This is a genomic window from Escherichia sp. 94.0001 (assembly GCF_013369155.2).
Lineage (GTDB): Bacteria > Pseudomonadota > Gammaproteobacteria > Enterobacterales > Enterobacteriaceae > Escherichia > Escherichia coli_F.
Genome location: NZ_JABWMS020000080.1, coordinates 1 through 15,148 on the forward strand (window position 1 = coordinate 1; position 15,148 = coordinate 15,148).

13 protein-coding genes are annotated in these 15,148 nt (G+C 50.8%); 5 read left to right on the plus strand and 8 right to left on the minus strand.

Features of this window, described 5'->3' with window-relative positions; translation table 11 throughout:
- Positions 1 to 77: 77 nt before the first annotated feature.
- From HEN33_RS22075 to cusR, 3 genes are all read right to left on the minus strand, one after another.
- Positions 78 to 509 carry an SMI1/KNR4 family protein gene (locus tag HEN33_RS22075; RefSeq protein WP_249420699.1) on the minus strand — a complete coding sequence of 144 codons (432 nt, stop codon included), beginning with the start codon at positions 507 to 509 and terminating at the stop codon, positions 78 to 80.
- 263 nt (positions 510 to 772) lie between these two features.
- Entirely contained in the window at positions 773 to 2,221 is a 1,449-nt protein-coding gene (gene cusS / locus HEN33_RS22080) for a Cu(+)/Ag(+) sensor histidine kinase CusS (RefSeq protein ID WP_176263260.1), read from the minus strand.
- A complete protein-coding gene (gene cusR / locus HEN33_RS22085) occupies positions 2,211 to 2,894 on the minus strand; it encodes a copper response regulator transcription factor CusR (protein ID WP_000770953.1) in 684 nt (227 codons plus the stop codon). The genes cusS and cusR overlap by 11 nt, the downstream gene beginning before the upstream one ends.
- A gap of 156 nt (positions 2,895 to 3,050) precedes the next feature.
- Here cusR and cusC point away from each other — a divergent pair, with 156 nt between their 5' ends.
- The 5 genes from cusC (at position 3,051) to pheP (ending at position 10,666) form a co-directional block, all read left to right on the plus strand.
- The gene (cusC, locus tag HEN33_RS22090) at positions 3,051 to 4,433 is read left to right on the plus strand and encodes a Cu(+)/Ag(+) efflux RND transporter outer membrane channel CusC (protein ID WP_000074270.1); all 1,383 of its coding nucleotides are present in this window, start codon (positions 3,051 to 3,053) and stop codon (positions 4,431 to 4,433) included.
- A gap of 22 nt (positions 4,434 to 4,455) precedes the next feature.
- On the plus strand, positions 4,456 to 4,788 hold the full coding sequence (gene cusF / locus HEN33_RS22095; protein ID WP_032183576.1) for a Cu(+)/Ag(+) efflux RND transporter periplasmic metallochaperone CusF: 333 nt from the start codon (positions 4,456 to 4,458) through the stop codon (positions 4,786 to 4,788).
- A gap of 15 nt (positions 4,789 to 4,803) precedes the next feature.
- Positions 4,804 to 6,027, plus strand: a complete 1,224-nt coding sequence (cusB, locus tag HEN33_RS22100) for a Cu(+)/Ag(+) efflux RND transporter periplasmic adaptor subunit CusB (RefSeq protein ID WP_176263259.1) — start codon at positions 4,804 to 4,806, stop codon at positions 6,025 to 6,027.
- Between the two features lie 11 nt (positions 6,028 to 6,038).
- Positions 6,039 to 9,182, plus strand: coding sequence for a Cu(+)/Ag(+) efflux RND transporter permease subunit CusA (gene cusA / locus HEN33_RS22105; RefSeq protein WP_176263258.1), 3,144 nt, complete (start codon positions 6,039 to 6,041; stop codon positions 9,180 to 9,182).
- Between the two features lie 101 nt (positions 9,183 to 9,283).
- On the plus strand, positions 9,284 to 10,666 hold the full coding sequence (gene pheP, locus HEN33_RS22110; RefSeq protein ID WP_176263257.1) for a phenylalanine transporter: 1,383 nt from the start codon (positions 9,284 to 9,286) through the stop codon (positions 10,664 to 10,666).
- Between the two features lie 156 nt (positions 10,667 to 10,822).
- On the opposite strand, the gene ybdG is transcribed toward pheP, so the two are convergent.
- From ybdG to HEN33_RS22135, 5 genes are all read right to left on the minus strand, one after another.
- The gene (ybdG, locus tag HEN33_RS22115) at positions 10,823 to 12,070 is read right to left on the minus strand and encodes a mechanosensitive ion channel YbdG (protein ID WP_001153126.1); all 1,248 of its coding nucleotides are present in this window, start codon (positions 12,068 to 12,070) and stop codon (positions 10,823 to 10,825) included.
- 107 nt (positions 12,071 to 12,177) lie between these two features.
- Positions 12,178 to 12,831 (minus strand): oxygen-insensitive NAD(P)H nitroreductase, encoded by a 654-nt coding sequence (gene nfsB / locus HEN33_RS22120; RefSeq protein WP_176263256.1) that lies wholly within the window; start codon positions 12,829 to 12,831, stop codon positions 12,178 to 12,180.
- Between the two features lie 94 nt (positions 12,832 to 12,925).
- A complete protein-coding gene (locus HEN33_RS22125; protein WP_000360943.1) occupies positions 12,926 to 13,294 on the minus strand; it encodes an MmcQ/YjbR family DNA-binding protein in 369 nt (122 codons plus the stop codon).
- 64 nt (positions 13,295 to 13,358) lie between these two features.
- The gene (locus HEN33_RS22130; RefSeq protein ID WP_000682513.1) at positions 13,359 to 13,607 is read right to left on the minus strand and encodes a DUF1158 domain-containing protein; all 249 of its coding nucleotides are present in this window, start codon (positions 13,605 to 13,607) and stop codon (positions 13,359 to 13,361) included.
- Between the two features lie 65 nt (positions 13,608 to 13,672).
- Positions 13,673 to 14,791: a YbdK family carboxylate-amine ligase gene (locus HEN33_RS22135; protein ID WP_176263255.1), complete on the minus strand. Its 1,119-nt coding sequence runs from the start codon at positions 14,789 to 14,791 to the stop codon at positions 13,673 to 13,675.
- Positions 14,792 to 15,148 lie beyond the last annotated feature (357 nt).

The window sequence follows — 15,148 nt, forward strand, 5'->3', positions numbered from 1 at the left end:
CCCTAATACTTTATTATTCATAAAATTAATTTCGCTGCATTCCACGACAATCGCCAGCGTGAGGGGAAATTACTTGATTATAAATTATTACTTATAATTTCTCCATTTCCTGCCAACTCTAAAAAAACATCGAATGAAATTGCTATTTGTTTTACTTCAGCTATATCCAGGTCACCAAAATTTACGGAAGATATTCTGATATGTTCTGGATTACGATAATCCAGTAAAAAACATATCGGCCCACCATCAGAACCAAAAGCCATAAACTGTTCACCTAGATAATGATTGATTAAATAACCATCATTTAATTCCTTAATTTCTTCTAATGGCCACAAGGAAATGTAAATATTGTGAAATTTACCTGCTCCACCGTTAGACCACAGAAAAAACTCTTTCATATCTTCTGGAAAACGATGCGTGAAATTGGACTCTAACAACATCATATCTTTTTCTGACAAAGAATCATATTTTGTCCAAAATGGTTTTATCTGTTCTATGATTTTTTCCACTTTATAGTACTCATGATTCGTTAAAATATTAACAGGATTTTCACCCATACGATTAATATACGATATTTTAATCTCAAGAATATATTTGGATGGTGAAGTTATCTGGGGCATACATTCACACTACATATATTATCCGAAGGCGGTTGCGCTACCGCCATACCCTGATAAAACTCACCATCTGCACGAAACGGATTTTACGCTTTTTCTCGTGACGAAATAGCTAATTCTCAATTCAATTAACATCCACTGCATTATCTGACCAATCACTCTCTCTCCGGTAGCCCGATAACAAACCTTGTTCCCCGCGCATCTGACGTTACCGCAACCGTGCCTTTATGCGCGACAACAATCGATTTCACTATCGCCAGCCCAATACCGCTACCTTCACCTTTTCGCTGGCGGGAAGGATCAACGCGGTAGAAACGGTCAAACAAACGCGGTAAGTGCTCGGGCGCAATGGGCGTACCGGGGTTTTCGACGGTAACTTGCACCTGGTGATCGACCGTCTGGCAGCGCACTACAATTGCCTCTCCGGGCGGCGTATAACGCAGGGCGTTAGAAAGCAGGTTGCTTAGCGCCCGGCGCAGCATCAGCGGATCGCCCGCAACCTGACATTTGTCGCCAACAAACCGTAGTGCTACGCCGCGATCTTCTGCTAACGCCTCGAAAAAATCGAACACTTTGCCAACTTCATCCGCCAGGTTGAGCATTTTCTTTTCGGGGATTAACTGGTTGTTATCGGCCTGAGCGAGAAACAGCATATCGCTGACCATTTTCGCCATTCGCGTCAGCTCTTCGAGATTAGAGTAGAGCACATCTTCCAGCTCCTTCTGGCTGCGCGACTGGCTGAGTGCGATTTCCGTTTGCGTTATGAGATTCGTGATCGGCGTGCGAATTTCGTGGGCGATATCCGCTGAGAAATTGGACTGGCGGTTAAAGACATCCTCGATACGCTCGATCATATGGTTGAACGACAGCACCAGTTGTTCCAGCTCAATGGGCACGGTCTGTGGATCGAGGCGAACGTCGAGATCTTTCGAGGTAATGTTCTGGATTTGACGGCTGACGCTGCGAATTGGCGCGTGGCCTTTATGTACCGCCAACAGCACGATAAAGACGATCAGGATGCTGATGATCGATGCGGTCATAATAAGTTTATTCATCAAATCATTAATGTAATGAAGATGAAAATCAATAGACAGCGCGATGTAGAGCGTATAAATCGGTTTGCCGTCCACCAGCGGGCCAACCGGCAAGTTAATCATCCGCCAGTTGCTGTGTTCCATATGCCCGTGACCGTGGCCTGGCATCATCATTGTCGGGCCGGAAAGGAGATACACCTCGCCGCCCCGAGCGTCTTTATCGGGTATGGCATCACGTGCAAACTCGCGGATATCCGGCGCGCCGGGGGAGTGATACACCGTTTTACCGTGGCTATCTGCCAGAGAAATCAACACATTGGAATAACCACTGACAATATCTTCCAGCGTCATTAAGCGTCGGGCTTGCGTTTCGTCAGGGTGATTAAGTACCCGTTCAAGTGTGGCGCTAATCTCTTTTAAATCATTAATATCCTGCTCGGCAAAATGCACTTTTACTGAGTGGATCATGATCCATGCAAAGGCGAAAAACGCCGCGATGGTGGCCAGGCTAATAAAAAAGGTCAGGCGGGTTGCCAGCGAAAACGGGCGCTGAAACGGCTTACTGACCATCCGGCACCTCAAGCATGTAACCCACGCCGCGCACGGTTTGAATCAGCTTCGGCTCAAAGTCGTTGTCGATTTTGCCGCGCAGCCGCTTCACCGCCACATCAATGGCGTTAGTGTCGCTGTCGAAATTCATGTCCCACACCTGCGAGGCGATAAGCGAGCGGGGCAGCACTTCGCCCTGATGGCGAAGGAAAAACTCCAGCAGAGTAAACTCTTTACTGGTCAAAGTGATGCGCGTGCCGCTGCGGGTGACTTTGCGGCTGACCAGATCAACCATTAAATCGGCAACCTGAAACTGACTTTCGATAATCACCGCCGCCCCGCGACGCAGTAGAGTGCGCACCCGCGCCAGCAGTTCAGCAAAAGCGAACGGCTTCACCAGATAGTCATCCGCTCCCAGCTCCAGCCCCTTGACGCGATGTTCAATGGTGCCAAGCGCGGTAAGCAACAGAATCGGCATCCCTTTATTGGCGGAACGCAACATACGCACGATATCCCAGCCGTTCACGTCCGGCAGCATAATATCTAGGATTATCAGGTCATAATCACCTGTCATCGCCAGATGGTATCCATTCAGCCCGTTATCGGCCAAATCAACCACAAAACCGGCCTCGGTTAACCCTTTGGTTAAGTATTCGCCGGTTTTCTTTTCATCTTCGACAATCAACAGTTTCATATTTCCTCCGCATGTTGCCCGGGCAATTCTAGAGTAGCGGGATCAGATGGCAATCGCTTATTGGCAAAATGACAATTTTGTCATTTTCCTGTCACCGGAAAATCAGAGCCTGGCGAGTAAAGTTGGCGGCATAAAATCACCAGAAATTATGAGCCTATGTCTCCTTGTAAACTTCTGCCATTTTGTGTGGCCCTTGCGCTAACCGGTTGTTCACTGGCACCGGAATATCAGCGTCCGGCAATGCCCGTGCCGCAGCAGTTCTCACTCAGCCAGAACGGCCTGGTTAACGCGGTAGATAACTACCAGAACGCGGGCTGGCGCACCTTTTTTGTTGATAATCAGGTGAAGACGCTGATTAGCGAGGCGCTGGTGAATAATCGGGATTTGCGCATGGCGACGCTGAAAGTGCAGGAGGCACGGGCGCAATATCGTCTGACCGATGCCGACCGCTACCCGCAGCTCAATGGCGAGGGTAGCGGCAGCTGGAGCGGCAATCTTAAAGGCGATTCAGCCACGACGCGGGAGTTCTCGACTGGCCTTAACGCCAGCTTTGATCTCGATTTTTTCGGTCGCTTAAAGAACATGAGCGAAGCCGAGCGACAAAATTATTTAGCCACTGAGGAAGCTCAGCGCGCGGTGCATATTCTGCTGGTTTCTAATGTCGCGCAAAGCTATTTCAATCAGCAACTGGCTTATGCGCAATTACAAATAGCCGAAGAAACGCTGCGTAATTATCAGCAGTCATATGCGTTTGTCGAAAAACAACTTTTGACTGGTAGCAGCAATGTTCTGGCGCTGGAACAGGCTCGCGGGGTGATAGAAAGTACCCGCAGTGATATCGCTAAACGTCAGGGGGAACTGGCGCAGGCGAATAATGCATTGCAACTGTTATTGGGAAACTACGGCAAGCTGCCGCAAGCGCAGACAGTAAACAGCGACAGCCTGCAAAGCGTTAAATTACCGGCGGGCTTGTCGTCGCAAATCTTGTTGCAGCGCCCGGATATTATGGAAGCTGAACACGCGTTAATGGCGGCTAATGCCAATATTGGTGCTGCGCGTGCGGCATTTTTCCCGTCTATAAGCCTGACCAGTGGAATATCAACCGCCAGCAGCGATCTGTCATCATTATTTAACGCCAGCAGCGGGATGTGGAATTTTATTCCCAAAATTGAGATCCCCATTTTTAATGCCGGACGCAACCAGGCCAATCTGGATATCGCCGAAATTCGCCAGCAGCAGTCGGTGGTGAATTATGAACAGAAAATTCAGAACGCCTTTAAAGAAGTGGCAGATGCGCTTGCATTACGTCAAAGCCTGAACGATCAAATCAGCGCCCAGCAGCGTTATCTGGCGTCGCTGCAAATTACCCTGCAACGGGCGCGGGCATTATATCAGCACGGCGCGGTAAGTTATCTGGAAGTGCTGGATGCCGAACGTTCTTTATTTGCAACCCGACAAACTTTACTCGACCTGAATTATGCCCGTCAGGTTAACGAAGTTTCCTTATATACCGCCCTGGGTGGCGGTTGGCAGCAATAAATTTTAACTCCAGGAGAGAATAATGAAAAAAGCACTGCAAGTCGTAATGTTCAGTCTGTTTACTGTTATTGGCTTTAATGCCCAGGCTAACGAACATCACCATGAAACCATGAGCGAAGCACAACCACAGGTTATTAGCGCCACCGGTGTGGTAAAAGGTGTTGATCTGGAAAGCAAAAAAATCACCATCCATCACGATCCGATTGCTGCCGTGAACTGGCCGGAGATGACCATGCGCTTTACCATCACCCCGCAGACGAAAATGAGTGAAATTAAAACTGGCGACAAAGTAGCGTTTAATTTTGTCCAGCAGGGCAACCTTTCTTTATTACAGGATATTAAAGTCAGCCAGTAACCCAGGTTTAATGAGATGAAAAAAATCGTGCTTATTATCGGCAGCATGATCGCGGGCGGTATTATTTCTGCGGCAGGTTTTACCTGGTTTGCAAAGGCTGAACCGCCCGCAGAAAAAACGTCGACCGCAGAACGTAAAGTCTTATTCTGGTACGACCCAATGTATCCCAATACGCGGTTCGATAAACCAGGTAAATCGCCGTTTATGGATATGGATCTGGTGCCGAAATATGCCGATGAAGAGAGTTCTGCGTCTGGTGTGCGCATTGACCCGACCCAGACGCAAAATCTGGGGGTGAAAACGGCGACCGTCACGCGCGGGCCGCTGACTTTTGCCCAGAGTTTCCCAGCGAATGTGAGTTACAACGAGTATCAGTTTGCCATTGTGCAGGCCCGCGCCGCCGGGTTTATCGACAAGGTGTATCCGCTCACCGTGGGCGATAAAGTGCAAAAGGGCACACCGCTTCTCGACCTGACCATTCCCGACTGGGTGGAAGCGCAGAGTGAGTATTTACTGCTGCGCGAAACCGGCGGTACGGCGACCCAGACTGAAGGCATTCTTGAGCGCCTGCGGCTGGCGGGAATGCCGGAGGCCGATATTCGCCGCCTGATTACCACGCAAAAAATCCAGACTCGCTTTACGCTCAAAGCGCCCATTGATGGCGTGATCACCGCGTTTGATCTGCGCGCGGGAATGAATATCGCCAAAGATAACGTGGTCGCGAAAATTCAGGGTATGGACCCGGTGTGGGTCACTGCTGCGATCCCGGAGTCCATCGCCTGGCTGGTGAAAGATGCCTCGCAATTTACGCTCACCGTTCCGGCGCGACCGGATAAAACGCTCAGCATCCGCAAATGGACCCTTCTACCCGGCGTGGATGCCGCGACCCGCACGCTGCAACTGCGTCTGGAGGTCGACAACGCCGACGAGGCGCTAAAACCGGGAATGAACGCCTGGTTGCAACTCAACACCGCCAGTGAACCGATGCTGCTCATTCCGTCACAGGCACTGATTGATACTGGTAACGAACAGCGGGTGATTACCGTTGATGCCGACGGGCGCTTTGTACCGAAACGCGTTGCTGTTTTCCAGGCGTCGCAAGGCGTCACCGCGCTACGTTCTGGTCTGGCGGAAGGTGAAAAGGTGGTTTCCAGCGGCCTGTTCCTGATTGATTCTGAAGCCAATATTTCTGGCGCACTGGAGCGGATGCGCTCTGAAAGTGCTACCCATGCGCATTGAGGGAATAACCAATGATTGAATGGATTATTCGTCGCTCGGTGGCGAACCGTTTTCTGGTGCTGATGGGCGCGTTGTTTCTGAGTATCTGGGGCACCTGGACTATCATTAACACGCCAGTGGATGCGCTGCCGGATCTCTCCGATGTGCAGGTGATTATTAAAACCAGCTATCCCGGTCAGGCACCGCAAATCGTTGAAAATCAGGTGACTTATCCGCTAACCACCACCATGTTGTCAGTACCTGGCGCGAAGACTGTGCGCGGTTTCTCGCAGTTTGGCGACTCTTATGTGTATGTCATTTTCGAAGATGGCACCGATCCGTACTGGGCGCGCTCGCGGGTACTGGAGTACCTCAACCAGGTACAGGGTAAACTGCCTGCGGGAGTCAGCGCCGAGTTGGGGCCAGATGCCACGGGTGTTGGCTGGATCTATGAATATGCACTGGTGGATCGCAGCGGTAAGCACGATCTGGCCGATTTACGCTCATTGCAGGACTGGTTTCTCAAATATGAGCTAAAAACCATCCCTGACGTTGCGGAAGTGGCGTCGGTGGGCGGTGTGGTGAAAGAGTATCAGGTGGTTATCGATCCACAGCGCCTGGCGCAATATGGCATCAGTCTCGCCGAAGTAAAAAGCGCGCTGGATGCTTCAAACCAGGAAGCGGGCGGTTCGTCGATCGAACTGGCGGAAGCGGAATATATGGTGCGCGCCAGCGGCTATCTGCAAACGCTCGACGACTTTAATCACATCGTTTTAAAAGCCAGCGAAAATGGCGTGCCCGTTTATCTGCGTGATGTTGCGAAGGTCCAGATTGGCCCGGAGATGCGCCGGGGCATTGCCGAACTCAATGGTGAAGGCGAAGTGGCGGGCGGGGTGGTGATCCTGCGCTCCGGCAAAAACGCCCGTGAAGTGATCGCCGCCGTGAAGGACAAACTGGAAACGCTGAAAAGCAGTCTGCCGGAAGGCGTGGAGATAGTTACAACATACGATCGCAGCCAGCTCATTGACCGCGCCATCGACAACCTCAGCGGCAAGTTGCTGGAAGAGTTTATTGTAGTGGCGGTAGTCTGTGCGCTGTTTCTCTGGCATGTGCGCTCGGCGCTGGTGGCGATTATTTCGTTGCCGCTGGGGTTGTGTATTGCTTTTATTATCATGCACTTCCAGGGGCTGAATGCCAATATTATGTCGCTGGGCGGTATTGCGATTGCCGTCGGGGCGATGGTCGATGCCGCTATCGTCATGATCGAGAATGCGCATAAACGGCTGGAAGAGTGGCAGCACCAGCATCCTGACGCCACGCTGGATAATAAAACGCGCTGGCAGGTGATCACCGATGCATCTGTTGAAGTGGGGCCAGCGCTGTTTATCAGCTTGCTGATTATCACGTTGTCGTTTATCCCGATCTTCACTCTGGAAGGGCAGGAAGGGCGTCTGTTTGGCCCGCTGGCGTTCACCAAAACGTATGCGATGGCGGGCGCGGCGCTGCTGGCGATCGTAGTGATCCCCATCCTGATGGGCTACTGGATCCGTGGAAAAATTCCACCGGAAAGCAGTAACCCGCTCAATCGCTTTTTGATTCGTGTTTATCATCCGCTGTTGCTGAAAGTACTGCACTGGCCTAAAACCACGCTGTTGGTGGCGGCGCTTTCGGTACTGACGGTTCTCTGGCCGCTCAATAAAGTTGGCGGAGAATTTTTACCGCAGATCAATGAAGGCGACTTGTTGTATATGCCATCGACACTGCCGGGGATTTCCGCAGCGGAGGCGGCGAGTATGCTGCAAAAAACCGACAAGCTGATTATGAGCGTACCTGAAGTGGCGCGGGTGTTTGGCAAAACCGGGAAAGCGGAAACCGCCACCGACTCCGCACCGCTGGAGATGGTAGAAACGACCATCCAGCTTAAGCCACAGGATCAGTGGCGGCCTGGCATGACCATGGAAAAAATTATTGAGGAACTGGATAACACCGTGCGTCTGCCGGGGCTGGCGAATCTGTGGGTGCCGCCAATTCGTAACCGTATCGATATGCTCTCGACCGGCATTAAAAGCCCCATCGGCATTAAAGTTTCCGGCACTGTGCTGGCGGATATCGACGCGATGGCGGAGCAAATTGAAGAAGTGGCGCGAACGGTGCCAGGCGTGGCTTCTGCCCTTGCTGAACGTCTGGAAGGTGGGCGCTATATCAACGTTGAGATCAACCGTGAAAAAGCCGCCCGTTACGGTATGACGGTGGCGGATGTGCAGTTGTTTGTGACTTCTGCGGTGGGCGGTGCGATGGTTGGTGAAACGGTGGAAGGGATTGCCCGTTATCCAATTAATCTGCGTTATCCGCAAAGCTGGCGCGATAGCCCACAGGCGCTGCGCCAGCTGCCGATCCTGACGCCAATGAAGCAGCAAATTACCCTGGCAGACGTGGCCGACGTTAAAGTCTCTACCGGACCGTCGATGCTGAAAACCGAGAATGCGCGCCCGACAAGCTGGATTTATATCGATGCCCGCGATCGTGACATGGTGTCGGTGGTTCACGATTTGCAAAAAGCGATTGCCGGGAAAGTGCAGTTAAAACCGGGCACCAGCGTGGCATTCTCCGGGCAGTTCGAGCTACTGGAGCGCGCCAACCATAAGCTGAAACTCATGGTGCCGATGACGTTGATGATCATCTTCGTGCTGTTGTATCTGGCGTTCCGTCGCGTGGGCGAAGCGTTGCTGATTATCAGCAGCGTACCGTTTGCGCTGGTGGGCGGCATCTGGTTGCTGTGGTGGATGGGCTTTCATCTTTCCGTGGCGACGGGCACTGGCTTTATCGCCCTCGCCGGGGTCGCCGCCGAATTTGGCGTGGTGATGTTGATGTATTTACGTCACGCCATAGAGGCAGATCCATCCCTGGATAATCCGCAAACATTCAGCGAGCAGAAGCTGGATGAAGCGTTATATCACGGCGCGGTACTGCGCGTGCGCCCGAAAGCGATGACGGTGGCGGTGATTATCGCGGGTCTGCTGCCGATTTTGTGGGGAACGGGGGCAGGTTCAGAGGTGATGAGCCGGATTGCCGCGCCGATGATTGGCGGCATGATCACCGCACCTTTGCTGTCGCTGTTTATTATTCCGGCGGCGTATAAGCTGATGTGGCTGCACCGACACCGGGTACGGAAATAAAAGCAGGATACCCGGTTTAACCGCGTGGATTGTGTCTTGCGACGATGGGCACTAAATGTTAAAAGGTGCCCCTCAACAAAAAAGTCACACAGGGGAAAGGCGTGAAAAACGCGTCAACCGTATCGGAAGATACTGCGTCGAATAAAGAGCCGACGCTTCATCGCGGATTACATAACCGTCATATTCAACTGATTGCGCTGGGTGGCGCTATTGGTACTGGTCTGTTTCTTGGCATTGGCCCGGCGATTCAGATGGCAGGTCCGGCTGTATTGTTGGGCTACGGCGTCGCCGGGATCATTGCTTTCCTGATTATGCGCCAGCTTGGCGAGATGGTGGTTGAGGAGCCGGTATCCGGTTCGTTTGCCCACTTTGCCTATAAATACTGGGGACCGTTTGCGGGCTTTCTCTCAGGCTGGAACTACTGGGTGATGTTCGTACTGGTGGGGATGGCTGAGCTGACCGCTGCGGGCATCTATATGCAGTACTGGTTCCCGGATGTTCCAACGTGGATCTGGGCTGCCGCCTTCTTTATTATCATCAACGCCGTTAACCTGGTGAACGTGCGCTTATATGGCGAAACTGAGTTCTGGTTTGCGCTGATTAAAGTGCTGGCAATTATCGGCATGATTGGCTTTGGCCTGTGGCTGCTGTTTTCTGGTCACGGCGGCGAGAAAGCCAGTATCGACAACCTCTGGCGCTACGGTGGTTTCTTTGCCACGGGCTGGAATGGGCTGATTTTGTCGCTGGCGGTGATTATGTTCTCCTTCGGCGGGCTGGAACTGATTGGGATTACTGCGGCTGAAGCGCGCGATCCGGAAAAAAGCATTCCAAAAGCGGTAAATCAGGTGGTGTATCGCATTCTGCTGTTTTATATCGGTTCACTGGTGGTTTTACTGGCGCTCTATCCGTGGGTGGAAGTGAAATCTAACAGTAGCCCGTTTGTGATGATTTTCCATAATCTTGACAGCAATGTGGTGGCTTCTGCGCTGAACTTCGTCATTCTGGTGGCATCGTTGTCGGTCTATAACAGTGGGGTTTATTCCAACAGCCGCATGCTGTTTGGCCTTTCTGTGCAGGGTAATGCGCCGAAGTTTCTTACCCGCGTTAGCCATCGCGGTGTGCCGATCAACTCGCTGATGCTTTCCGGGGCGATCACTTCTCTGGTGGTGCTGATTAACTATCTGCTGCCGCAAAAAGCGTTTGGTCTGCTGATGGCGCTGGTGGTGGCAACGTTGCTGTTGAACTGGATTATGATCTGTCTGGCGCATCTGCGTTTTCGCGCGGCGATGCGACGTCAGGGACGAGAAACACAGTTTAAAGCGCTGCTCTATCCGTTCGGCAACTATCTCTGCATTGCCTTCCTCGGCATGATTTTGCTGCTGATGTGCACGTTGGATGATATGCGCTTGTCGGCAATTTTGCTGCCGGTGTGGATTGTATTCCTGTTTGTGGCGTTTAAAACATTGCGTAGAAAAGCGAATTAAGCTGATGTGAGGCTGATTTGCCCGATGCGCAAGCTTATCGGGCCTACAATTTGTAACGATTCTGTAAGTCGGATAAGGTGTTCACGCCACATCCGACAAAACGAAGTCAACCATCTGAATCCGCTCTCATCCATTCGATGAGAGCGGATTTTTTAATTACTGCTTAAATGCACCCGCCAGAGAGCGAATATCATTGCCGGTTGGTGACTGATGAAGCCGCAGACCAAACTCTTCGACAATCGCAAATATGTGGTCGAAAATATCAGCCTGAATACTTTCATATTCCAGCCACACCACGGTGTTGGTAAACGCATAGATCTCGAGCGGTAAACCGTTATCGCCAGGAGCCAGTTGGCGCACCATTAAGGTCATATCTTTACGAATCCGCGGATGGTTACGTAGATATTCGTTCAGATAGGCGCGAAAGGTTCCAATATTGGTCATTCGACGCAGGTTTAATACCGACTCTGTAGAACCTTGCTGGCGATTCCACTCATTAATTTCCTGATGGCGGCTGGTTAAATAAGGTTTTAACAAATGCGCTTTATTCAGACGTTGCATTTCGTCTTCATCAAGAAAATGAATACTGGTGACATCAATGCTGATACTGCGTTTAATACGTCGCCCGCCGGATGCTGACATCCCGCTCCAGTTTTTAAAGGAGTCAGAAACCAGAGACCAGGTAGGAATAGTGGTAATGGTATTGTCCCAGTTACGCACTTTGACGGTGGTTAACCCAATATCGATCACCGCGCCATCCGCGCCGTATTTCGGCATCTCCAGCCAGTCGCCCAGTTTCAGCATATCGTTCGCGGAAAGCTGAATACCTGCCACCAGACCAAGAATCGGATCTTTAAATACCAACATCAGCACGGCAGCCATTGCACCAAGACCGCTGATCAGAATCGCTGGCGATTGACCAATCAGCAGCGAGATCATCAAAATGCCGACCAGAATCGCGCCGATCAGTTTAATCCCCTGAAATATCCCTTTCAGCGGTAACTGAGACGCCGCTGGGAATTTCTGCGCCAGATTCAAAATAACATCCAGCAACGAGAAGACTGAAAGCAGTGCATACATCATGATCCACAACTGCGCGCAGGTGGTCAGAATATCAGCCGCTTCGGTGCCTTTTTGCAGCCAGAATACCGCCTGAATATTGACGATAATCCCCTGCAAGGTGAAAGCTAAACGGTGGAAGAGTTTATTCTGGGTAATGATTTGCAACCATAGCCGTGAACTGGCGATGGCACGTTTTTCGAAGGTCCGTAGTACTACCCAGTGCAAAATAATATGCACTACAACGGCAGTCAGAAAAATAATACCGAAAATCATCACCATCGAGGTGGTGTGATCAAACTCAATACCCGCTAAATCTTCAACCTGGGATATTAAATCCTGCATAACGTCTCCTTTATACAACAGTAGCCTATGATGACGGCTGAAACAGGGTTATGCAAATCAGGATAATCTGAGGGGAAATAGCCGGGCGGATGCCCGGCAAAGGAGAATTACACTTCGGTTAAGGTGATGTTTTGCGGCAGACGAGATTTCGGCAGCGTAGCGTTAAAATCTTCAACGCTGTGATGACCTACCGGAACAACTACCAGACTGGTGTAGCCTTTCTCTTTCAGACCAAATTCTTCATCGAGGATGGCGGCGTCAAAACCTTCGATGGGTACCGCGTCCAGACCCAGAGCCGCCACGCCGAGCAGGAAGTTACCGACGTTGAGATAAACCTGTTTTGCCATCCACTGCGCATCATCATGCAGATCTTTACGGTGCATATCAGCGAAGAACTTGCGACCTTTATCGTTCGCGGCTTTCGCTTCTGGCGTGGCAAAGCGGCCATCGGCATCTTCCTGGTCAACAACCAGATTCAGCCAGGCATCGTCCATCGCGGTTTTCGCGCAGAACACCACGACGTGCGAGGCATCAAGCATTTTGCGCTCGTTGAACACGTAATTACCGGCAGCGGATTTGGCAACACGCGCTTTGCCTTCTTCCGTGCTGGCAACAATAAAATGCCACGGCTGGGAGTTGGTGCTGGATGGGCTGTACTGCAGCAGCGTTTTGATCTGCTCGGCCTGTTCCGGGGTAAGTTTTTTGCTGGCATCAAATGCCTTAGTGGAATGACGCTTTAAGGCGACAGAAATGATATCCATAAAGACTCCATGTGTAAGTAATTTTGCGTGCCAGCAGATTACAAGGTTCAACGAGAAATGGTAAGCGAGAAAAATGCGCTATAGATTTTCGCTTTTACTCTGGGCGCACTCTTTTTTGATCGCGTTTAGATAAGCCATCAACCACTAAATTCCATGAATCATCGATAAGATCGCGCAGTAACGCTTCGGAGATCTCATCGCCTGGATACACTGAAATCCAGTGCTTCTTATTCATGTGATACCCTGGCTTAATGCTCGGGTATATCTGCTGATTTAACAGGGATTTTTGTGGATCGGACTTCAAATTGATAAAGGGGACGCCGCGCAGCTCCGACGATAGCATAAAAATCTTGCCGCCAATTTTAAAAACATCGAACTCCGGGCCAAAAGGCCAGCAAAGCTCGACAAAGGGTAACTCAAGGGCCAGGCGTTTCGCCGTTTCGTGCAGTGATTGCTTATCCATAAACGTTCCTTTAGGCGAAGGAGAATAAGCAAAGTATGCCGTGAAGTACGGCGATAATCGACGTTTAATCCGCCAGTGAGAACCAGCGTTGCCAGATAAAGCGCAGAACAAAATACTCAATTGCGCCCAGCACTAAAAACCACAGGCAAAACAATAAAGTGTAAAGCTGGCTAAGATCCATCAGATGGAACGTGCTCACCAGTTTTTGTGCCAGCGTCAGCCCCAGTGCGGGGGCGGGCAGCAGCAGGCAAGAGAGGAAAGCCATCAGCAAAATGCCTGCTGCGGTGGTTAAGGTTTCTAAAGGGTGTTTCATAACATTGTTAAATGTAAGTTAAAACACCATTGTCAGGGATATTCTTCTGTAAGGCAATTCCCGACTTATTCTCCGGCCCAGATTTCACAATGCTTTTTCACCAGTCCAATCAGCGAGCCGCCATCGGCGACGAAATCACGCATCAGCTGCGCTTCATTCAGACCGCTGACGACCTGGCGATGCAGGGCCTCAATCGCGCTCGATGCGCCAATTTTATCTGCGGAAGGGGCGATTTTTTCCAGTAAACGTAAGGTGTCTTCCGTTAGTGGCCGACGATTGCCAGTGTGCGGATCGGTAATGGCACCTTCCAGCCCATAACGGCAGGCCTGGAAGCGGTTGAATTTATACAGCAAGTAATCTTTTTCCTGATGTTTGAACGGGCGTTCCGTCAGTAACCAGTGGGCGGTAGCCTGAATCAATCCCGCCATATTTACCGCATGGCTGAGGGTTAATGGGGTATCCATCACCCGAACTTCCACCGTGCCAAAATGGGGGCTGGGGCGAATATCCCAGTGCAGATCTTTAATGCTGTCGATCATCGTGGTGTAACTCAGACAACGAAACAGGGCTTCAAATTGTTGCCAGTTACTGACCCACGGCATTGGGCCATTGTCGGGAAAGGCGGAAAAAATATTCGGTCTTGAGGAAGCAAAGCGTGTATCCGTTCCCTGCATATACGGCGATGCGGCAGAAAGGGCGATAAAGTGCGGCACAAACCGCGACAAGCCGTGCAGCAAATAAATGGCGTCATCGCCACTGGCGCAGCCAACATGGACATGCTGACCAAAAACGGTCGCCTGCTGAATGAGATAACCAAAGTTTTCCAGCGTTCGTTGATAGCGTTCGTTATCGCATACCTCCTGACGCTGCCATTTCTGAAACGGGTGCGTGCCCCCGCCGCAAATTTCCAGATGATGGTCTGCGGCTGCCTGCAATACGACTTTCTGCATCGCTGAAAATTGCCCGGCAGCCTGGTTGATATCACGGCAAACATCCGTCGCCAGCTCCAGCATGCTTTCGGTGATATCGTGCTTTACTTCCCCGGCAGTGATCTGATTTTTAACCGCGTCAATCAGCGTTGAAGAGTCCTGGCTTAAGTCATAGCCCGGCGGATTAACCACCTGCATTTCCAGTTCAATACCGAGGGTAAAAGGTTCAGAGACTTGAAAATCGGGTATTGGCATAGGTTTCTCTTATGTTGGCGTTTTCATTTCAGTATAGAAGTGGGAGCGGCCGGGGGAGATGCGGAAGTTCTGGAATGTTTCTTTTTTTTGGTGATGGTGAACTGATTGTGACTGAAGAAGTTTGGCTACTTTTGCAATGTGCCAAGTTATGGCAGAGCTGGCTGGCGGCGGAGAATTTTGATGATTGAGGGGCGAAGGAAAAACTGGCTTAGTTTCGGTTGATCTAATGCGTAGTGAGAAGTCCGAAATAAGACCAACTGTATAAATAAACAGCTATTTTGCTAAGGAAGGGTAAGATGACTGCGGGTGCCTGAAGCTTTCCGGTTTCAGGTTTACTCTGAGGTCTGGAAAGATGAA

Bases quoted from the DNA above. Each gene is read 5' to 3' on its own strand.
- cusS (WP_176263260.1), bottom strand. From the start codon at position 2,221: ATGGTCAGTAAGCCGTTTCAGCGCCCGTTTTCGCTGGCAACCCGCCTG.
- cusR (WP_000770953.1), bottom strand. From the start codon at position 2,894: ATGAAACTGTTGATTGTCGAAGATGAAAAGAAAACCGGCGAATACTTA.
- cusC (WP_000074270.1), top strand. From the start codon at position 3,051: ATGTCTCCTTGTAAACTTCTGCCATTTTGTGTGGCCCTTGCGCTAACC.
- cusF (WP_032183576.1), top strand. From the start codon at position 4,456: ATGAAAAAAGCACTGCAAGTCGTAATGTTCAGTCTGTTTACTGTTATT.
- cusB (WP_176263259.1), top strand. From the start codon at position 4,804: ATGAAAAAAATCGTGCTTATTATCGGCAGCATGATCGCGGGCGGTATT.
- cusA (WP_176263258.1), top strand. From the start codon at position 6,039: ATGATTGAATGGATTATTCGTCGCTCGGTGGCGAACCGTTTTCTGGTG.
- ybdG (WP_001153126.1), bottom strand. From the start codon at position 12,070: ATGCAGGATTTAATATCCCAGGTTGAAGATTTAGCGGGTATTGAGTTT.
- nfsB (WP_176263256.1), bottom strand. From the start codon at position 12,831: ATGGATATCATTTCTGTCGCCTTAAAGCGTCATTCCACTAAGGCATTT.
- HEN33_RS22125 (WP_000360943.1), bottom strand. From the start codon at position 13,294: ATGGATAAGCAATCACTGCACGAAACGGCGAAACGCCTGGCCCTTGAG.
- HEN33_RS22130 (WP_000682513.1), bottom strand. From the start codon at position 13,607: ATGAAACACCCTTTAGAAACCTTAACCACCGCAGCAGGCATTTTGCTG.
- HEN33_RS22135 (WP_176263255.1), bottom strand. From the start codon at position 14,791: ATGCCAATACCCGATTTTCAAGTCTCTGAACCTTTTACCCTCGGTATT.